16 protein-coding genes are annotated in these 17,745 nt (G+C 42.2%); 10 read left to right on the plus strand and 6 right to left on the minus strand.

Annotated features, from left to right (window positions below; all coding sequences use genetic code 11):
• Positions 1–63 precede the first annotated feature (63 nt).
• The gene (gene fucP, locus KUL10_RS05670; protein ID WP_110427925.1) at positions 64–1,323 is read left to right on the plus strand and encodes an L-fucose:H+ symporter permease; all 1,260 of its coding nucleotides are present in this window, start codon (positions 64–66) and stop codon (positions 1,321–1,323) included.
• 64 nt (positions 1,324–1,387) lie between these two features.
• On the opposite strand, the gene KUL10_RS05675 is transcribed toward fucP, so the two are convergent.
• Together KUL10_RS05675 and mutH are read right to left on the minus strand one after the other, a co-directional pair.
• Positions 1,388–1,633, minus strand: coding sequence for a YfhL family 4Fe-4S dicluster ferredoxin (locus tag KUL10_RS05675; protein WP_110427926.1), 246 nt, complete (start codon positions 1,631–1,633; stop codon positions 1,388–1,390).
• A gap of 113 nt (positions 1,634–1,746) precedes the next feature.
• A complete protein-coding gene (mutH, locus tag KUL10_RS05680; protein WP_233499718.1) occupies positions 1,747–2,430 on the minus strand; it encodes a DNA mismatch repair endonuclease MutH in 684 nt (227 codons plus the stop codon).
• An 86-nt stretch (positions 2,431–2,516) separates the two neighbouring features.
• Here mutH and rppH point away from each other — a divergent pair, with 86 nt between their 5' ends.
• Genes rppH through KUL10_RS05715 form a run of 7 tightly spaced genes read left to right on the plus strand, consistent with a single transcriptional unit; the run spans position 2,517 to position 9,879 of the window.
• Complete coding sequence (rppH, locus tag KUL10_RS05685) at positions 2,517–3,086, plus strand: RNA pyrophosphohydrolase (protein WP_110428044.1); 570 nt, start codon at positions 2,517–2,519, stop codon at positions 3,084–3,086.
• A gap of 21 nt (positions 3,087–3,107) precedes the next feature.
• Positions 3,108–5,402: a phosphoenolpyruvate--protein phosphotransferase gene (ptsP, locus tag KUL10_RS05690; RefSeq protein WP_110427927.1), complete on the plus strand. Its 2,295-nt coding sequence runs from the start codon at positions 3,108–3,110 to the stop codon at positions 5,400–5,402.
• Positions 5,403–5,407: 5 nt separating this feature from the next.
• A complete protein-coding gene (locus KUL10_RS05695) occupies positions 5,408–6,214 on the plus strand; it encodes a sulfite exporter TauE/SafE family protein (protein ID WP_110427928.1) in 807 nt (268 codons plus the stop codon).
• Between the two features lie 4 nt (positions 6,215–6,218).
• Entirely contained in the window at positions 6,219–7,022 is an 804-nt protein-coding gene (lgt, locus tag KUL10_RS05700; RefSeq protein ID WP_110427929.1) for a prolipoprotein diacylglyceryl transferase, read from the plus strand.
• Positions 7,023–7,040: 18 nt separating this feature from the next.
• Positions 7,041–7,874, plus strand: a complete 834-nt coding sequence (locus KUL10_RS05705; protein ID WP_110427930.1) for a thymidylate synthase — start codon at positions 7,041–7,043, stop codon at positions 7,872–7,874.
• Positions 7,875–7,907: 33 nt separating this feature from the next.
• On the plus strand, positions 7,908–8,915 hold the full coding sequence (locus KUL10_RS05710; RefSeq protein ID WP_110427931.1) for a response regulator: 1,008 nt from the start codon (positions 7,908–7,910) through the stop codon (positions 8,913–8,915).
• Between the two features lies 1 nt (position 8,916).
• Complete coding sequence (locus KUL10_RS05715; RefSeq protein WP_110427932.1) at positions 8,917–9,879, plus strand: diguanylate cyclase; 963 nt, start codon at positions 8,917–8,919, stop codon at positions 9,877–9,879.
• Here the strand turns inward: KUL10_RS05715 and KUL10_RS05720 are convergent.
• The 4 genes from KUL10_RS05720 to rapA form a co-directional block, all read right to left on the minus strand.
• Positions 9,869–10,189, minus strand: coding sequence for a hypothetical protein (locus KUL10_RS05720; RefSeq protein WP_110427933.1), 321 nt, complete (start codon positions 10,187–10,189; stop codon positions 9,869–9,871). The two genes, KUL10_RS05715 and KUL10_RS05720, sit on opposite strands and share 11 nt — an antisense overlap.
• Positions 10,190–10,323: 134 nt before the next feature.
• The gene (locus tag KUL10_RS05725) at positions 10,324–11,271 is read right to left on the minus strand and encodes a DUF3530 family protein (protein ID WP_158525327.1); all 948 of its coding nucleotides are present in this window, start codon (positions 11,269–11,271) and stop codon (positions 10,324–10,326) included.
• A 258-nt stretch (positions 11,272–11,529) separates the two neighbouring features.
• Positions 11,530–12,186: a bifunctional tRNA pseudouridine(32) synthase/23S rRNA pseudouridine(746) synthase RluA gene (gene rluA / locus KUL10_RS05735; protein WP_110427936.1), complete on the minus strand. Its 657-nt coding sequence runs from the start codon at positions 12,184–12,186 to the stop codon at positions 11,530–11,532.
• Between the two features lie 52 nt (positions 12,187–12,238).
• The gene (gene rapA / locus KUL10_RS05740) at positions 12,239–15,064 is read right to left on the minus strand and encodes an RNA polymerase-associated protein RapA (protein WP_110427937.1); all 2,826 of its coding nucleotides are present in this window, start codon (positions 15,062–15,064) and stop codon (positions 12,239–12,241) included.
• Positions 15,065–15,339: 275 nt separating this feature from the next.
• Between rapA and KUL10_RS05745 the strand changes: the two genes are divergently transcribed.
• Positions 15,340–16,755 (plus strand): PhoH family protein, encoded by a 1,416-nt coding sequence (locus KUL10_RS05745; RefSeq protein ID WP_110427938.1) that lies wholly within the window; start codon positions 15,340–15,342, stop codon positions 16,753–16,755.
• A gap of 45 nt (positions 16,756–16,800) precedes the next feature.
• Positions 16,801–17,739: a diguanylate cyclase gene (locus KUL10_RS05750; RefSeq protein WP_233499719.1), complete on the plus strand. Its 939-nt coding sequence runs from the start codon at positions 16,801–16,803 to the stop codon at positions 17,737–17,739.
• Positions 17,740–17,745 lie beyond the last annotated feature (6 nt).

Below are 17,745 nucleotides of genomic sequence, written 5' to 3' on the forward strand. Positions count from 1 at the left end.
TCTGAAAACAAACAAAGAGCGCTATTTAATGATAGCGATATTCGACAATATTAAGAGAGTAAGATGACAGTTTCTAACCCTAATAATACAAATACCAACTACACAGTACCTTTGATCGTGCTTACATCACTGTTTTTTATGTGGGGGTTTATTACGAGTCTTAATGACATTTTGATTCCACATCTAAAAGCGGTCTTTGACTTAACGTATTTTAAAGCAATGGCTGTTAACTCCGCATTTTTTGGTGCTTATTTTGTAGTCTCATACCCAGCAGGAATAATGGTTAAAAAGGTTGGCTACCAAAAGGGCTTAGTGATTGGCCTGTTGATTGCTGCTATTGGGTGTGTAGGTTTTGCATTAGCGGCCAATATTCATGAGTACAGTGTGTTTTTACTCGCTCTTTTTGTATTGGCATCCGGGATTACGGTGTTACAAGTTTCTGCCAACCCCTATGTTTCCAGACTGGGACCGGAGCATACCGCATCAAGCCGACTGACTTTGACTCAAGCATTCAATTCTTTAGGGACAACTGTTGCACCATACTTTGGCGCGGTTTTAATCTTGTCAGTCGCCGTTCTTTCTTCTGCTGAACTTGAACAAATGACTGATGAAGCACTCCAAGCATACAATTTAGAGCGTTCCAAGGCGGTAATGCTGCCATATTTTATGCTCGCATCTGCGCTGGGAGCCTTGGCATTAGTATTTTCGTTTTTGAAACTGCCTACAATCGCACAAGACAATTCTGAAACGATAGATAGTTCAGATTCCATATGGAAGCATTCCCATCTCGTCTTAGGGGTTGTTGCTATCTTCTGTTATGTCGGCGCAGAAGTCGCTATTGGGAGTGTATTAACAAACTTTTTTGCTCAACCTGAAATTGGTGGAATGCCCGAGCATGAGGCTGCTAAGTATGTCAGCTTATATTGGGGCGGGGCAATGATTGGTCGCTTTATCGGTGCTTATGTTATGTTAAAAGTAAAAGCAAACATGGTGCTTGCATTCAATGCAACTATGTCCGCTTTATTTGTAGTTATAACCATGATCACGACGGGGCAGATTGCGATGTATGCAATTCTAGCCGTTGGCTTATTCAACTCAATTATGTTCCCAACTATTTTCAGCCTAGCGATAAATCGTTTAGGGGCACTAAGTAGCCGTGGATCGGGTGTTCTGTGTATGGGAATTGTCGGTGGTGCCCTCATTCCTCCAGTTCAAGGTTTGATAGCAGATATATCCACTTTGCAGGTTTCGTTTTTTATTCCCGTACTTTGTTACCTGTATATAGTATTCTACGGCGTGAAAGGTGCCATCCCCAAAAGCTAAGGCGGATTGTGTACTAATTTAAAAAAGCGTTTTTTGTGAACATACCGTTTATAAACAGCGCTTTTTACCCGTATAGGCCAGTATACTTCTCAGCTAACTGTTCAACGGTTTCTTTGCACTTAGGGTCTGGAGTGATGCATTCGACTGGACAGACCGCAACGCAACTTGGTTCATCATAATGCCCAACACATTCGGTGCACTTACTTGAGTCAATCTGGAATATTTCTTCACCCATAGATATCGCCTCGTTTGGGCACTCAGTGGGGCAAAGGTCACAGTTAATACACTCTTCGTCAATCAGAAGCGCCATGTCGTTCACCTTGTTTAGTTTTATTCAACAATCTCTGTTTTGTTGATAAAACTATCAGTATTTAACGCTTATTCAATGGCAAAAAGTGCTTCATTTGACCTTCGTCAATAAACTCACGAAAAATGTTCATCGAGGATAGTTTGCGTAAAGTTTTTTCTTAAATAAAAACCTCTTGGTCTGGTTTTTATTATCGAACCATCTTCACCAACTGCATCAGTCAATTGTTGGCCATCGGCAGCTTTAGGACGAAGTTGCATCACTTCGCCAATTCGGGCAGATATTTGTTCTACTTGGCCTAGGCTGATCATATCCATAAGTTCTTCCCAATCTTGCTTTAACAGTAAGTCTTGAGTTTTACTAGGTGTCCAGATAAAGCCACTGCCGATTAGCCTTTGGCCAAGTGGAATATAGCGCTCGCCTTCTAATGGAATCCATAGTACCCGTTTGAGTTTATTCTTAAGGCTAGACTGCTCCCATGTTACCCCCTGATTACCCATAAGGTGAGCATAACAAACATATGTAGTTTCAAGTGGTGTAAAATGATGTGATAGAGGAAGCGTTTTTAGTTCAATCCCTAGTTCTGGAAAGTCATGGATAGGCTTTGACCCCGCATGGGCGCCCAAACAATGTTCAACTAATTGACCTACCCATCCTTTATGTCGCTTCAAATCCATTGGCATTATTAGTCCGAACTGATCAGCTAATTCTGCGATGGTTAAGCCTGATATAGCATCGACTCGCTGCAGTAATTCAGCCTCGCTCGATGGGGGATGGCGCTTGGGGATTGCCTTGTTCACAAATAATTTACGCTAAAGCTTTGAATAACGCATAGTTTATGGAAGAATGGCGATAGATAAAAGAATAATTGCGCTGGATAGTCAAAGTGATTGATGCCGAAGGATTCCGCGCGAATGTTGGCATTATAATATGTAATAAGCTGGGCCAAGTTTTCTGGGCAAGGCGTTACGGTCAACATTCATGGCAATTCCCACAAGGCGGAATTGACCAAGGGGAAACAGCTGAACAGGCGATGTATCGCGAACTTTATGAAGAAGTAGGTTTGCGTGAGAAAGATGTCAAAATTATGGGCGTATCCCGAAATTGGCTTCGTTACAAATTGCCAAAACGCCTTGTAAGAAAGGGACAATCTCCTGTATGTATTGGGCAAAAACAGAAATGGTTTTTGTTGTCATTGACGTGCGACGAAAAAGACGTCGATTTGTTGCAGTCCGGCCACCCCGAATTTGATGACTGGCGGTGGGTCAGCTACTGGTATCCGATCCGTAATGTCGTATCCTTTAAACGCGAAGTTTATCGTCGTGTAATGAAAGAGTTTTCGACGCTTGTATTGGTGAACCATAAACCAGCAACAGGCAAATCCAATAACACGTCATCTCGCCGAAATAAACGAAGGCGAAATCGAAATAATAATCATAGTAAAACCAGCACTTAGTCTGTAATAGAGGCCCTCAGGATGTTAACCACCCTCAAGCGAATTGTTCAAGAAGTGAATCAAATTCCAGGCCTTGAAAATGCCCTAGAACGTCTTGTTTTCTTGGTAAAAGAGACTATGCAAGTTGATGCTTGTGCGCTGTATCTCGCTGACTATAAGGCTCAAGAACTCGTTTTAAAAGCCACAGAAGGCTTTGACAAACAAGCCATCAATACCGTGAAGATTGGTTTCAATGAAGGCCTTATAGGTCTTGTCGGCCAGCGCGAAGAGCCGCTGAATATTGAAAATGCTCAGATTCATCCTCGTTTTAAACATTTTCCCGAAGTAAAAGAAGAAAGCTTTTTTGCTTTTATTGGGACGCCCATTATACACCAGCGCAAAGTGCTAGGTGTTATTTCTATGCAGCAAAAAAGTATTCGACGATTCAGCGAGGATGAAGAAGCATTCTTGGTGACGCTGGCTACTCAAATTGGGCTTGAAATTGCAAATGCTGAAATGCTTGGCAACAATAACAGTGCAGATGACTTTTCTTCGGTTTCTCAAAAGACCATCAATGGTATTCCGGGTTCTTCGGGCCTGGCCCTTGGTATTGGTGTGGTTCAGAATGTTAAGTACGAACTCAGTCAAATTATGGTCAATAAAACAGACGACCCTGATGAGCAAATCGCTTCTTATCGCCATGCAGTTGAGTTGACTCGTGCTCAAGTGACGCATTTATCCGATGGATTGAGCAATACGATACCCGATGATGTTAAGTCGATTTTTCAACTTTATCACCAGCTTTTAGACGCTAACAGCCTAGGCAGAGAGGTAGAACAAAAGATTCGTGAGGGATGGAGTGCAGCATCCGCACTTAAATTAGTGGTTGAACTATACGCAACCCGATTTAAAAATATGGATGATGCTTATATGCAAGAAAGAGCGGTTGATATCGTTGATCTTTCAAACCGTATTTTGGCGAATATTCTTGGTGCCTCCAACGCGACTTCTGCTATCGATATCGCCAAAGACTTAAAGCAAGGCACGATCTTAGTAGCAAAAGAGGTTACAGCCTCAATGTTGGCTGAGTTTCAACATTTAAATCTACAAGCAATTGTGTCAATTCAAGGTTCAAATAATAGTCACGCCGCGATACTTGCACGCGCCATGGGTGTGCCCGCTGTAATGGGTTTGGGTACTATTCCTTTGAGTTTGTTAGACGGTAAAGAGCTATTTGTTGATGGTTATTCAGGCCAAGTAGTCGTGTCACCTGAGCCTCAGGTGAAGTCAGAATATCAACAACTCATTGACGAAGAAGAAGCGCTATATCGACGCATTGAAAGCGAATCAGATGCAGCTTCTGTTAGTCAAGATAACTGTGAGATGACGCTGCTCGTTAACGCGGGCCTATCTGCAGAAGTAGAGGTCACGCAGTATGAGCAAGGAGCAGGAGTCGGCTTATACCGAACAGAAATTCCTTTCATGTTGCGCGAACGCTTTCCTTCTGAGCAAGAGCAGTTTGAACTCTATAGGGGCTTATTAAGTTCTTGTCCAAATAAAGAAATTACCATGCGTACGCTTGACGTTGGTGGTGATAAACCTTTGCCGTACTTTCCAATTGTAGAAGACAACCCGTTTCTTGGCTGGCGAGGTATTAGAATGACACTAGATCATCCTGATATTTTTCTCGTTCAAGTCAGGGCGATGTTAAGAGCCAGTATAGGCCTAACAAATTTACATATTTTACTACCCATGATCTCGACTTTAAGCGAGATTGATGACGCTAAGAGACTAATAAAACAAGCATTTTTAGAGGTTAAAGAAGAAGCCATCAAGCGTGGAGAAATGCTCTCTAAGCCCGCTATTGGTGTGATGCTAGAGGTCCCTGCGGTTATTTTTCAGCTCGACCAACTAGCAAAGCGCGTAGACTTTTTCTCAGTTGGTACCAATGACTTAACTCAATATTTACTTGCTGTAGACCGCAATAATGCGAGGGTAGCGGGCCTTTACTCTTCCTATCACCCAAGCGTTCTGCAGGCGCTATATCACATTATAAAAACCTCAGAGAGGTGCAATATCCCAGTAACCGTTTGTGGTGAGCTAGCAGGAGACCCAAACGGCGCGGTTATTTTAATGGCAATGGGTTATCGCAAATTAAGTATGAACGCTCACAGCTTGCGTAAAATCAATTGGGTAATTAGGAATCTAGTATTGTCTGAAATCGAGTCCTTATTACCTTCGATATTAAGTTGTGATTCTCCTAGCGACGTTAAAAGCTTGGTGGATAGTCATTTGGAAGCCAAGGGACTAGGTGGACTAGTAAGAGCGGGAAGTTAGGCTTAATGGAAGCAACTCTTCTAATCTTTCTACTTTGTGCCGCGTTGGGATCGATTGTGGGTATTCTGGCTGGTCTACTGGGTATAGGTGGCGGTTTAATCATCGTACCTGCCTTGGTCTATATGCTTCATTTTTTCTTAAACCTCGACCTCGACGTTTTGATGCCGATTGCTATTGCAACCTCACTGGCGACGGTCATTTTAACAGGGTTTTCATCTGCAAGGTCCCACTACAAAATAGGCAACCTCGATAAACATATTGTGTTTTATTGCGCGCTAGGTATCGCAATTGGCGCTACGTTAGGCGCGCAATTCGCGAGTGCTATTTCTGGGGTTACGTTGAAGCGGATTTTTGCTGTTTTCGTCATTTTAATCGCATTGCAAATGGTATTTGGAGGTCGTTACTCTTCAAAGAATGATGCAGGGAAATTAGGATTGAGCGGCATAGGCTTGGGATCCGGCTTTATTGCTGCGATGATGGGCATTGGCGGTGGTGCTTTAATTGTACCTGCGTTAGTTTGGTTTAAAGTTGATATTAGAAAGGCGATTGGTTGTGCGGCCTTTTCGGGTATTGTCATAGCGGTCTTTGGGACTGCTAGCTTCGTGTATACTGGTTGGACTAACCCTAGTTTACCAAAGTGGTCCTTTGGTTACGTCTATTTGCCGGCAATGTTAGGGATTGTCGCAAGCTCTATGTTTTTCGCCCCTATTGGCGCAAGGTTAGGGCAAAAGTTAGATACCACTTTATTGAAGAAGGTTTTCGCAGGCTTTCTGGTCTTAGTAAGCCTGCGTATGATTATAGGAATAGAATAATTTCATGAGTGTTTCCTCACATTTAAGTTTTCCCGACATAGATCCGATCATTTTCGAGATAGGGCCGTTGGCACTTCGTTGGTACGGGTTGATGTACTTAGTTGGCTTTGCAGCAGCATTTTTTCTTGCTAATCGACGCCTGTCGCGCACTGCGTGGACAAAGGAGCAATTAAGCGACCTTTTATTTTGGTGTTTTGTTGGTGTGATTGTGGGGGGCCGATTCGGTTACGTATTTTTCTATAATTTCTCTTATCTATTACAAGATCCCATGTATCTCTTGCGCATTTGGGAAGGTGGCATGTCGTTTCATGGCGGCTGTATAGGTGTGATCCTAGCTGCATATTTGTATGCAAAAAAACAAAATTGGTCATTTTTAGCGGTTGGAGATTTTATAGCACCTCTGGTTCCTATTGGGCTTGGGGCTGGTCGTATTGGAAACTTTATCAATGGCGAGCTTTGGGGGCGCACCACGGATGTGCCCTGGGCATTTGTTTTTCCTGGCGCTGGCAATGAACCCAGACATCCGTCTCAATTATACGAATTCGCCCTCGAAGGGGTATTGTTGTTCATTATTTTGTGGTTGTATTCAGTCAAGCCAAGGCCTGTTGGCAGTGTTGGCGGATTATTCTTAGCGGGTTATGGTTCATTTAGATTTATTGTAGAATACTTCAGAGAACCAGATGCCCATCTTGGTCTGTATTCCTTTGGGTTATCACAAGGACAACTTTTATGTGTGCCAATGATCTTGGCAGGCATTGGTTTAATCGCGTACAGCTTTAAAAAACACCAAGCAACACGCCAAAAATAAGTATAGAGAGAGGTTTAAGTGCAAGAGTATCTTGACTTAATGCGCCACGTTAAAGAAAACGGCGTTAAAAAAGAAGACCGAACAGGCACCGGTACCCTTAGTATTTTTGGTTATCAGATGCGTTTTGACCTAAGTAAAGGCTTTCCATTGGTGACCACAAAAAAATGCCATATGCGGTCGATAATTCACGAATTGCTATGGTTTATAAAAGGTGAAACCAATATTGCGTATTTGAAAGATAACGGGGTTTCTATTTGGGATGAATGGGCAACCGAAGAGGGTGAACTTGGACCTGTCTATGGTAAACAATGGAGAAGTTGGGAAGGTGCTAATGGTGAAGTCGTTGATCAACTTAGCGAGTTGATAGAACAAATTAAAACAAATCCAGACTCGCGGCGTTTGATCATCAGCGCATGGAACCCGACAGTGCTACCCGATACAAATTTTTCACCCAAAGAAAATGCGGCGCAGGGCAAGCAGGCACTGCCTCCTTGCCATACTATGTTTCAATTTTATGTGCTAAATGGCAAACTTTCTTGTCAACTATATCAAAGAAGTGGCGATATATTCTTAGGCGTGCCTTTTAACATCGCCAGTTATTCATTATTCACGATGATGATCGCACAGGTTTGTGGATTGCAACCAGGAGAATTCGTACACACTTTTGGTGACGCGCATCTCTATTCAAATCATCTTGAGCAAGTAGATATTCAGTTGGCAAGAAAGCCCTTTGATTTACCTACGATGCAGATTAACCCAGATGTTAAAGACATATTTAGTTTTACAATTGATGATTTTGAATTGTTAAATTATCAATCGCATCCTCACATTAAGGCACCGGTTGCCATATGAGTAGATGCATAAAGTGACTAAAAAGGATCTTAAGTGACAATTAAGGTAACTATTTGTGATGACTCAAAGCTAGCTCGAAAAATGATGGCTGGCTCGCTTCCTGATGCATGGGATGTTGAAATCTCGTTTGCGGATAATGGAGAAGAGGGCATAAAACAAATTCATGCTGGCAATGCTGATTTAATGTTTTTGGACCTCAATATGCCTGTCATGGACGGTTATCAAGTACTTGAGATTATCCGAAAAGAAGATTTACCTTGTATGGTCATAGTAGTATCAGGTGACGTACAGCCCCAAGCAAAAGAAAGAGTGGTATCCCTCGGTGCATTAGACTTCATCAAAAAGCCAATCGACAATGAAAAACTCAGTGCAATTCTAGTTAAGTTTGGTATTTTCTCAGGTGATTCAAAACCCTCTAGCGTTACAAAACTTCCGACCCAAACAAAAAGCACATTAGAGGATAAACTCGATGCCGTGCAAGAGCTTGCAAATTTGGCAATGGGACGTGCCGGCGAGTCTCTAGCGAAATTACTAAATAAATTTATTGGCTTACCCGTGCCAAGAGTAACCTTGTTGCACCCTAATGAATTACAAATGGCACTATTGCAAGGATATAACAACGAGAAAATATCGGCTGTTTCCAAAGGCTTTGTCAGCAATGGACTAAGCGGCGAAGCTATCATCATGTTTGACGACCGAAACTCTGAAGCTATCAGCCGATTACTAGGGTACACAAAACAGACTGATACAACAGGTATAGAGTCTTTGATGGATATAGGCAATATTATCATTGGAACATGCTTAAATGCCTTGTCTTCGGCTTTAAGGCTCGAATTAAGTTACAGCTCTCCAATCATCTTGGGCATGCACTGCGAAGCTTCGACAATGGTAAAAGGAGGCTTATCCGTCAATGAAGTGCTAATGATTGAAATCGATTATTCAATTCCTGACGTTGAGGTTTCATTTGAGCTTTTGTTGTTAATACCTCAGCAGTACCTAGATGGCATGTATATCAAAATGACAAATACTGAGGTTGCATAGCATGCAAGAAATACAGACTCAATCGCATGTTGACGGGTGGCCGCTAGAACTATTGGAAACATTAGATCTCGGTATTTTAATGCTCGATAAACAGTATAATATTTTGGACTGGAATAGGTTTATCGAAAACCACAGTCGACTTGTCGCAAGCGAAGTCCTCAATCAAAGCATTTTTGATATTTTTCCGGAGATCGACAAGCCATGGTTCAAAGGTAAGTGTGAGCCCGTTTTTTCGGTAAAAACACCGATGTTTATTTTATGGGAACAACGGCCTTATTTGGTTAAGTTTGATAGTACAAGACCGATTACTTCTTCTACGCCATACATGTTTCAAAATGTCACGATTTATCCAATTAAAGACGCCAATGACGAGGTTGAACGTTTATGTGTGTTGATCCATGACGTAACAGACCAAGCAATAGGCAAAAAACAGATTCAAGCACTGAATAGCGAATTGGAAAAAGTCAGCCGGACTGATGGCTTGACGGGGTTGTTTAACCGTCGTTACTGGCAAGAGCGTTATGAAAGAGAATACCGCTTATCAATCAGGAATAAGAATACGCCTAGCTCTTTAATGATTTTGGATATAGATCATTTTAAGAAAGTAAACGATACCTATGGACATCAAGCAGGTGATGAAGTCATTAGGGTATTAGCAGACCTTATTACCGAAACGATGCGAACAACCGATATTATTGGTCGTTACGGCGGTGAAGAATTTGTTGTTTTCCTTCCAAATACAGACTTAACAAATGCTAAAATCGTGGCCGAGCGTTTGCGAGAAAAGAGTGAACGCTGCCCAGTTGTCCATGAGGACACAACGATTTCGTTCACTATCAGTATTGGGCTTGCTGAGTTTTCAACTAACTATGCTAACACTACTACTTGGTTAGAAGATGCCGACCAAGCTCTGTACACGGCCAAACACGAGGGGCGAAATAGAGTCTGTTTGGCTAAGGTCTGATACCTACTACTGCAAATGGGCATAAGCCGTCTTTTTCAAGGTGAAGGATACACATCTCCAATTCAGGCTTAATTTGTTCGTTGGTCAGTTCATATTCTTGCCAATAATGAGCCTGTTGTAATACATGCCAAAAAATTCTTTCTTTTGCACTGTAAGCTTCAGTGGCTTGATTTTCAATTTGTGTCCATTCTTCCAAAGTATCCCAGATAAAACATTCAAGCTCATTATAAGGGAGCTCTTGTTGCCAATATGACCGTAAATAATAACTAAGTTGTGGCGACTTGTTATCTATGAATTCCCGCACGTTCACGCGTTTCTACCGAAATTAAAATTATATCTAGAGTATAGTGTGCTAATTGAAGGTTGCAGGGCATGATTTTTTAAAAATCATAAGTTTATGATATATATAGGTTTTTATATTTAAGTGAATTTCAGTCTGAACCTTTACCAGCCTAGATGTGTGGTCCATCCATAGATGTCTTTAGCGAGCCTATTTAGTTCATCTTCGTGTTTTGAAAGCCCGTAAGGTGCTTGTTGGCGATAGTTTTGTCTCAGCGCGATGCGGGCTGCGATGCGGCGCTTGTCTTGAGTAGAATTGCTCCAACGATTGTCACCACTGCTCACAATATCAAACATGGGCAATGAAATCTGCGCAACAAGATTTGGGATTTGTTTGTTTTTTTCGTAAACAGGGAAATAAGGATTGTTTATGATCAGAGCGTCTGCGGGAATTTGTTCGCCACTACTTTCTTGAAGCTGCATGAGTAAAGCGCTTGCGCTTACCCCTTGAGTGACAATAACCCGCCGACCTAAAACGTTTTGATAGTTGTTTTCAACTGCAAGGAGTCTTTGAGAGAGCATTTCTTCAAAGCTTTCGTAAGCCTCTTCTTGAAAAGGATTAAAGTCTACTTTCGCCATCAGCTCTTTTATCAACGACTTTTCTTCGGTTTGATTTTCTTGTGTTTGCTGATTCTCAGATGGCGCCTGCTGTTCATCGACCTTATCTGCCAAGTCACTACTAGACATCAAAACAGTCGACCATCCGAACTGCGGTAGTTTATGGGCTAGCGCCATCAATGAAGTCGATTGACCTAACTGACTATTTGCATCTGGAATGAAGACCACTAGTCCTTTATTCAACGCTTGCTGCGACGGCTTGAATTGAACAGAAAAGCTTTCTTTGTCAGTTTCTATAAGCGTGTAGAGGTCTGATAGTTGGGTGTGTTTTATATCTGTTTCAAAAAGTTCAGATGATGTTATGTTTTGTGCGGATGCTGATATGCAAGTACTTACTAATATTATGAGTAACGGAAGACGACATTTAATCGCTTTTTTTAAATGCTTTTTGATAGTTGAAGTATTATTTAGAAAAAAAGTTTTTATGATTTGCACACTGATTACACCGAAACTAGACATATAGTTATCGGAAGTAATGGGGTAATGTTTAGTCAAACTATCGGACCAAAACTACTAGAAACGAGCATGGATGCCGCACTGTGGTTTTATAAAGGGGAAAGGCTTGATTGGCAAAAGCTGATTATTACTTTCGGAGAGCGGAAGTTGATGTTAGGTTTGCAATGTTCCAAGAAGGTCCCCGCATGCGCGAGAATGACGTTTTTTGATGCGAGTAGCGACATCAGGTAATATCGGTTAAAAGATAAACTCACTTGAAAACGTGATGGTTTGCCCGCTGGTAGGGTGAGTAATTGTATGTGACTGCGCATGCAAGCACAGTCGCTCACTCATTGATTTGGCTTGTTCGTGAGCATAAAGCTTATCGCCTAAGATTGGGTAGCCCAAGGCCAGCATATGTACTCTTAGTTGATGTGACCTGCCCGTGATGGGTTTCAGCTTAATGAGGCTGGAATGAGCATCTGATTCAACGACAGACCAATGAGTTTGCGCTGGTTTCCCCCTTTCATGGTCAACCATTTGTTTGGGTCTATTCGGCCAATCACAAATTAAAGGCAAATCGACAATGCCCTCATTTTCCAGTGGCATGCCATAAACACGCGCAAAATAAGTTTTGTCTGTTTGCCTTGTTTCGAGTTGTCTGGAAACATTCACATGTGCGCTTTTATTCAAAGCGAAAATAATGACGCCAGAAGTAGCCATATCTAATCGATGCACAACTGTTGCAGTAGGAAAGGCTCGTTGGGCACGATACTGCAGACAATCCTTATGCTCCGGTGCTTTACCAGGAACGCTCAGCAGCCCCGCTTGTTTGTTAAGTACAAGAAGGTCATTATCGCGATACAGAATATCGAGATACGGATTCATTGGCGGTTTATAATTTAATAAAGCCAAATTAACGTCGTCAAACTAATTTATCGTCAAGAGCCATCAATTTCTACCAAGCTTACGGGTTGTTCACAACTATTCTCACGCTATCTAACGATGGTTCTGCTTGCTCAATGATCTTGCTAAGCGTATCGCGTTGATGCTGAATAAAATCTATTTCTTCTTGTCTGATAGAAGGATTATTTTGCTTTAACTCTTCCAAGCGCTGAATTTCTTCGTCTAACTCATATTGCATGTTAATCAATGCCGCTTTTTGAGTCCCTTGTAGTCTTTGTTTGCCAATCGCTAACGCTGTTTCTATTCCGGTTGCAATGGGGTCTGCTAAAGCTTGTAAAAGCTTCAGGGCAACCTTTCTTTTCACATTAAATAAATTCGAAAATTCAATTTCTGACTCTTTGTTTTTTGCATCAATACAAATGCGCATTGGCGTTGGCGGTAAAAAACGGTAGAGCTGTAATGAAGATTCAGCTGAGGCGCTTAATACGGAAGTGCATTCTATCCAAAATGCACCAGTCGGTAATGCAGGGTCTTTGCAAAACGCGATACTGCTTTTACCTAATACGTCAGTGGTAACCGTATCTAGGCAGTGCTGGACAAGTTGATTATCCCAGTTCAAAAACTGAACTTGTTCGAACTTAGTTGCGGTACTGCGATGATAAGTAACTTCTAAGCCATCTTCGTTTAAGCCGGGAATTTGATGTACTAAACTTTCGGTTGGCTTCAAAATAAAGCTATAGTCGTCTTTATCTTCTTGGGTTACTCCTAGCGCATCGAGTAATCGTGTCATGAAGCGCATAGTGGGAACTGGATTTTCCGCGGCAATGATATTATCCAACACTTCTTCCACTTTACCCGTGCCCGATGCATTGAGTTCTAGCAGGCGATCTCTGCCATTTTCAATTTGTGCTTTTAAAGTTTGTGTCAGTTGTTGAGTTTGATCAATGATATCGTCTTTAAGCTCTTTGTCTTGTGCACTCATTAATGCGCAATGAAGATCTTCTTTAACTGTTTGATAAACATCGCCACCCACTGCACATGTCGATTCAAAAGCGTTCAGTCCGTGGTGATACCAGTCAAACAAGACTTCTTGGGCAGAATCTTTAAAGTACGGAACATGGATATTAATATCAAATTTCTGACCGATACGGTCTAGGCGACCAATGCGTTGCTCTAACAAATCAGGATTTAATGGCAGATCAAACAAGACAAGATGTTTTGAGAACTGAAAGTTACGGCCTTCACTTCCAATTTCACTGCAAAGCAATACTTGAGCACCTTGTTCATCTGTGGCAAAAAAATGTGCAGCTTTGTCTCGCTCGACAATAGACATACCTTCGTGAAAAACGGTGTGTCTAATAGCTGTTTTAACTCGCATGTGCTCTGCGAGTTGCAAAGCAGTCGACGCATAAGCACAAATCACGAGGACCTTTTCGTCTTTGTTCGCTTCTAGTAGGTCTATTAACCAGTCTACACGAGGATCCATCCCCGTCCATGCGTCATTAACCAGTGGGTTTCTCTCAGGATGCAGATTTAGATCGATGTCTTCTTCAAGTGAAATAGTCACTGCATATTCTTTATTCAGACTTAAAGGACTAGGGTGAACGATTCGATCTGGGAAGCCTTTAATATTCGAGCGAGTGTTTCTAAAAAGCAGGCGCCCTGTGCCATGCTGGTCAATTAATTTCGAAAGTAGGTGCTCTTTCTCTTCGCCACTGGCAAGCATGTGATCAGTGATATCGATTTCTGGTGCACATGCCCTAAGCTTTTCTATTTGCTCTTCGCTAAGGTGTTGATTATCAATTAGTGGTGCAACTGCATCGGCTAGCTCAGAATAGTGCTTTTCTTCGTCTAAAAAGCTTTGATAGTCGTGAAAACGATTGGGGTCTAGTAGGCGGAGTCTTGCGAAGTGACTCTCATGGCCAAGTTGGTCAGGTGTCGCTGTTAACAGCAGAACTGCTTTAGCAATTTCACATATTTTTTCGACAGCGGCGTACTCATCAGAAACATGCTCCTTCGACCAACTTAAATGGTGAGCTTCATCTACTATTAACATATCCCATTGGGCTGCTAATACTTGCTCCAATACTTGCGATTGCTTTACCAAGTCAATACTACAAAGGACTAACTGCTCTTGTTCGAAAGGGTTTTCCCCCGATTCTTTCATTGCTTCGAGTCTTTCTTCGTCAAACACTGAGAAATGCAGACTTACTCGACGAAGCATTTCGACCAACCATTGGTGAACAAGACTAGAAGGTACCGCAATGAGAACTCGTTTGACGCGACCTGTTAAAATCTGTTGGTGCAGTACCAAAGCGGCCTCAATGGTTTTACCCAACCCTACTTCGTCGGCGAGTAATACTCTGGGCGCATGACGTTGCCCAACTTGATTGGCAATATGCAGTTGATGGGGAATGAGCTCGACTCTAGCTCCCAATAATCCTACTGCTCCGGAGGTGGCGTGTTCATACTGTTTTTCCAAACACTGATAACGAAGGTCAAACCATTTTGGTGAATCCAATTGTCCTGAAAATAAGCGTTTTTCGGGTTGATTTAATTTCATCGAGTGATCAAGCGCGACTTCAACAATCGTCGCGGCTTCTTCAGTATCTAAACGCGTGCCTGAGTAAACTAGCAATCCATCTTGCTGAGCGACATGCTCGATTTTTAGTTGCCAGCCATCGGTATGCTTTGCTATTTCACCTTCGCTTAGCAGTAATCGGGTGACGGGAGCATGCTCTACGGCATAAGTACGATCCTCCTTGACCGCTGGAAACAACACGTTGATTGTTCGGTTATCATTGGCCATCAGTACGCCTAAACCTAAGTCTGGTTCAGTATTACTCAACCAGCGTTGTCCAGTCATAAAGTCAGAAGAAATCGTCATAAAACACATCCATCATTAAGCGAGACCGCACATTGTACTGATTCAGATTTGTCGTGTCAGCCTGCTTTGATAAATACCTCATAAAAAATCACACAAAAAGTGGGTGAATAATCTTTCATTCTGGATTATGGTAGATATGTCGTCGATGTTATCAGACGAATATGGTTATTCAGCAGCATCGTGTTGCAAGCCGAAGTTGCTTTAGATGCCCCGTGTGACAGCATCGTTTTTTTAGCACTCACTGCCTCCTGCAGTGGGGACGGATGGAGACACGGATGCAAAACTCATCAGACGCACAAGTTATTTCTCTTACCAATACAAAGATCTACGTTCTCGATACCAATATTTTACTTCACGAACCTCTCGCATTTATGTCTTTCAAAGAAAACGATGTCGTTGTTCCTATGACTGTTTTAGAAGAACTTGACTACATAAAAGACAGTAAAAAAGACGTTGCTCGCGATGCTCGTATGTCCATTAGAGCAATGGAAGACTTACTTCATGAAGCTTCACCAGAGCAGATGGTAGCTGGCATCAGCATGGTTGGGTTAACAACTGGCGAATCGGCTCCAACTGGCCATTTATCAATTTTTGCAGACCTAAGCTTAAATGAAGAACAACAAGTATTTACCAGCAATGAGAACGATAATCGTATTATCAATGCCGCTTTACATTTGCAGGCTTCAATGGCACCCAGACAAGTCGTATTAGTGACGAAAGATATTAATATGCGCTTGAAGGCTAAAGGTGCTGGCATGGCGCATGTAGAAGACTATCGAACTGACCAACTCATCAGTGATGTTAAATATCTGTCTCGAGGTTATCACGAGTTTGAAGGAAATTTCTGGGATCAAGCGAATTGCCTCGAAAGCCATACCGAAGGTCGCGATACGCTTCATCGTATACATAAATCAATTTTACCAGATGCTTATATTAATGAATTTTTGATCGACGAGTCGCAGCAGTTTGCTGGCCTAGTTGAAGATATACATGAAGACACAGTCGATGTGCTGGACCTTGGTTATGAAAGATTAATGTCAAGAAGAGCATGGGGCGTTTCACCCAAAAACATTGGTCAGGCTATGGCGTTGCATTCGTTGCTTGACCCACACATTGACCTCGTGATTCTCAGTGGACCAGCGGGAAGTGGTAAAACCCTATTGGCCTTAGCCGCCGCACTAGAAATGGTTGTCGAAAAAAACATGTACGACAAAATAATAGTGACGCGCAGCACACCTGAAATCGCAGAATCGATTGGCTTTTTACCGGGTACTGAAGAAGAAAAAATGGCGCCTTGGCTAGCGGCTATTACTGATTCTCTAGAAGTGCTTCACAAGCATGATGAAAACACAAAAGGTTCGATGAATTACATCATGGAAAAAGCAAATATTCAGTTTAAGTCCGTTAACTTTATGCGCGGGCGGAGTATTCAAAATGCAATTGTAATATTAGACGAATCTCAAAATCTTACTGCATCCCAATTAAAAACTATCATTACGCGCTGTGGAGAAGGAACTAAACTCATTTGCGGTGGAAACTTAGCGCAAATTGATAGTAATTATTTAAACGCGGTTACATCTGGTTTGACATATATCGTAGAAAAGTTTAAAAACTTCTCTGGTAGTGCTGCTTTGTCTCTGGATGGGGTTGTTCGAAGCCGTTTAGCGCAGTTTGCTGAAGAAAAACTCTAAAGATAATGCGCGCACTGTGGTGCTGCTAGACAGGAAGTAAGTCAATTGAATAAGCCTAAGATTCTTATTGTCGATGACGAGAAAATGAACATAGAGCTGCTGCACCACAGCCTTAAAGATCAGTACACAGTCATTGCGGTTAAGGAAGGTGTTATTGCCCTAGACGTCGCGAAAAGAGAAAGGCCCGACTTGATACTTCTTGATATCGTGATGCCGGACATGGATGGTTATCAGATATGCAGAGCGCTCAAAGACGATCCTGAAACAAAAGAAATTGCTGTCATTTTTGTCTCGGGAAAAGACGCCTTAGAAGATGAACTAACCGGTTTAAACTTGGGCGCGATTGATTATTTTAGAAAGCCCTTCAATACCGCCTTAGTGCGCGCGCGTATAAAAAATCAAATCGAACTTATCAAAAAGACCCGTCAGCTAGAGGAAATGGCTTGGGTTGACGGACTAACGGGAATTTGGAATCGTCGAATGTTTGATACCAAGTTTTCTGAAGCGTGTCGTTACGCACAACGGAATAAGCGCGCTGTATCTATCATGTTAATCGATATTGATTACTTTAAGCAGTACAACGACAATTACGGGCATGCAGCGGGAGATGATGTACTCGTCAAAGTTGCTAAGGCCTTATTGCTAGGTGCTGGACGTCCGTTTGATACCGTGGCTCGATATGGTGGAGAAGAATTTATTATCTTGCTCAATGATGTTCACCCACAAGATGGCGCGTTAGTCGGTGAAAAAGTGAGAGAGTTAGTCGAAGCTTTAGATATCGAGCATAAGTACTCTAGTATTCATAAGGTGTTGACCGTCAGTGTCGGGGTGGCGTCAAGTCGACCATCTAACGAATTTATTGATCAAGACGCGTTGATAAAGCTTGCTGATAAATGCCTGTATGAAGCAAAGGGAGCGGGCAGAAACTGTGTAATTAGCAATGACTTTAGGCCAGCTTATGATGAACTCAACAGTCTCGAATAGTTATAT

It is taken from the genome of Glaciecola sp. KUL10, from assembly GCF_003203515.1.
In the GTDB taxonomy this organism is placed as follows: domain Bacteria; phylum Pseudomonadota; class Gammaproteobacteria; order Enterobacterales; family Alteromonadaceae; genus Glaciecola.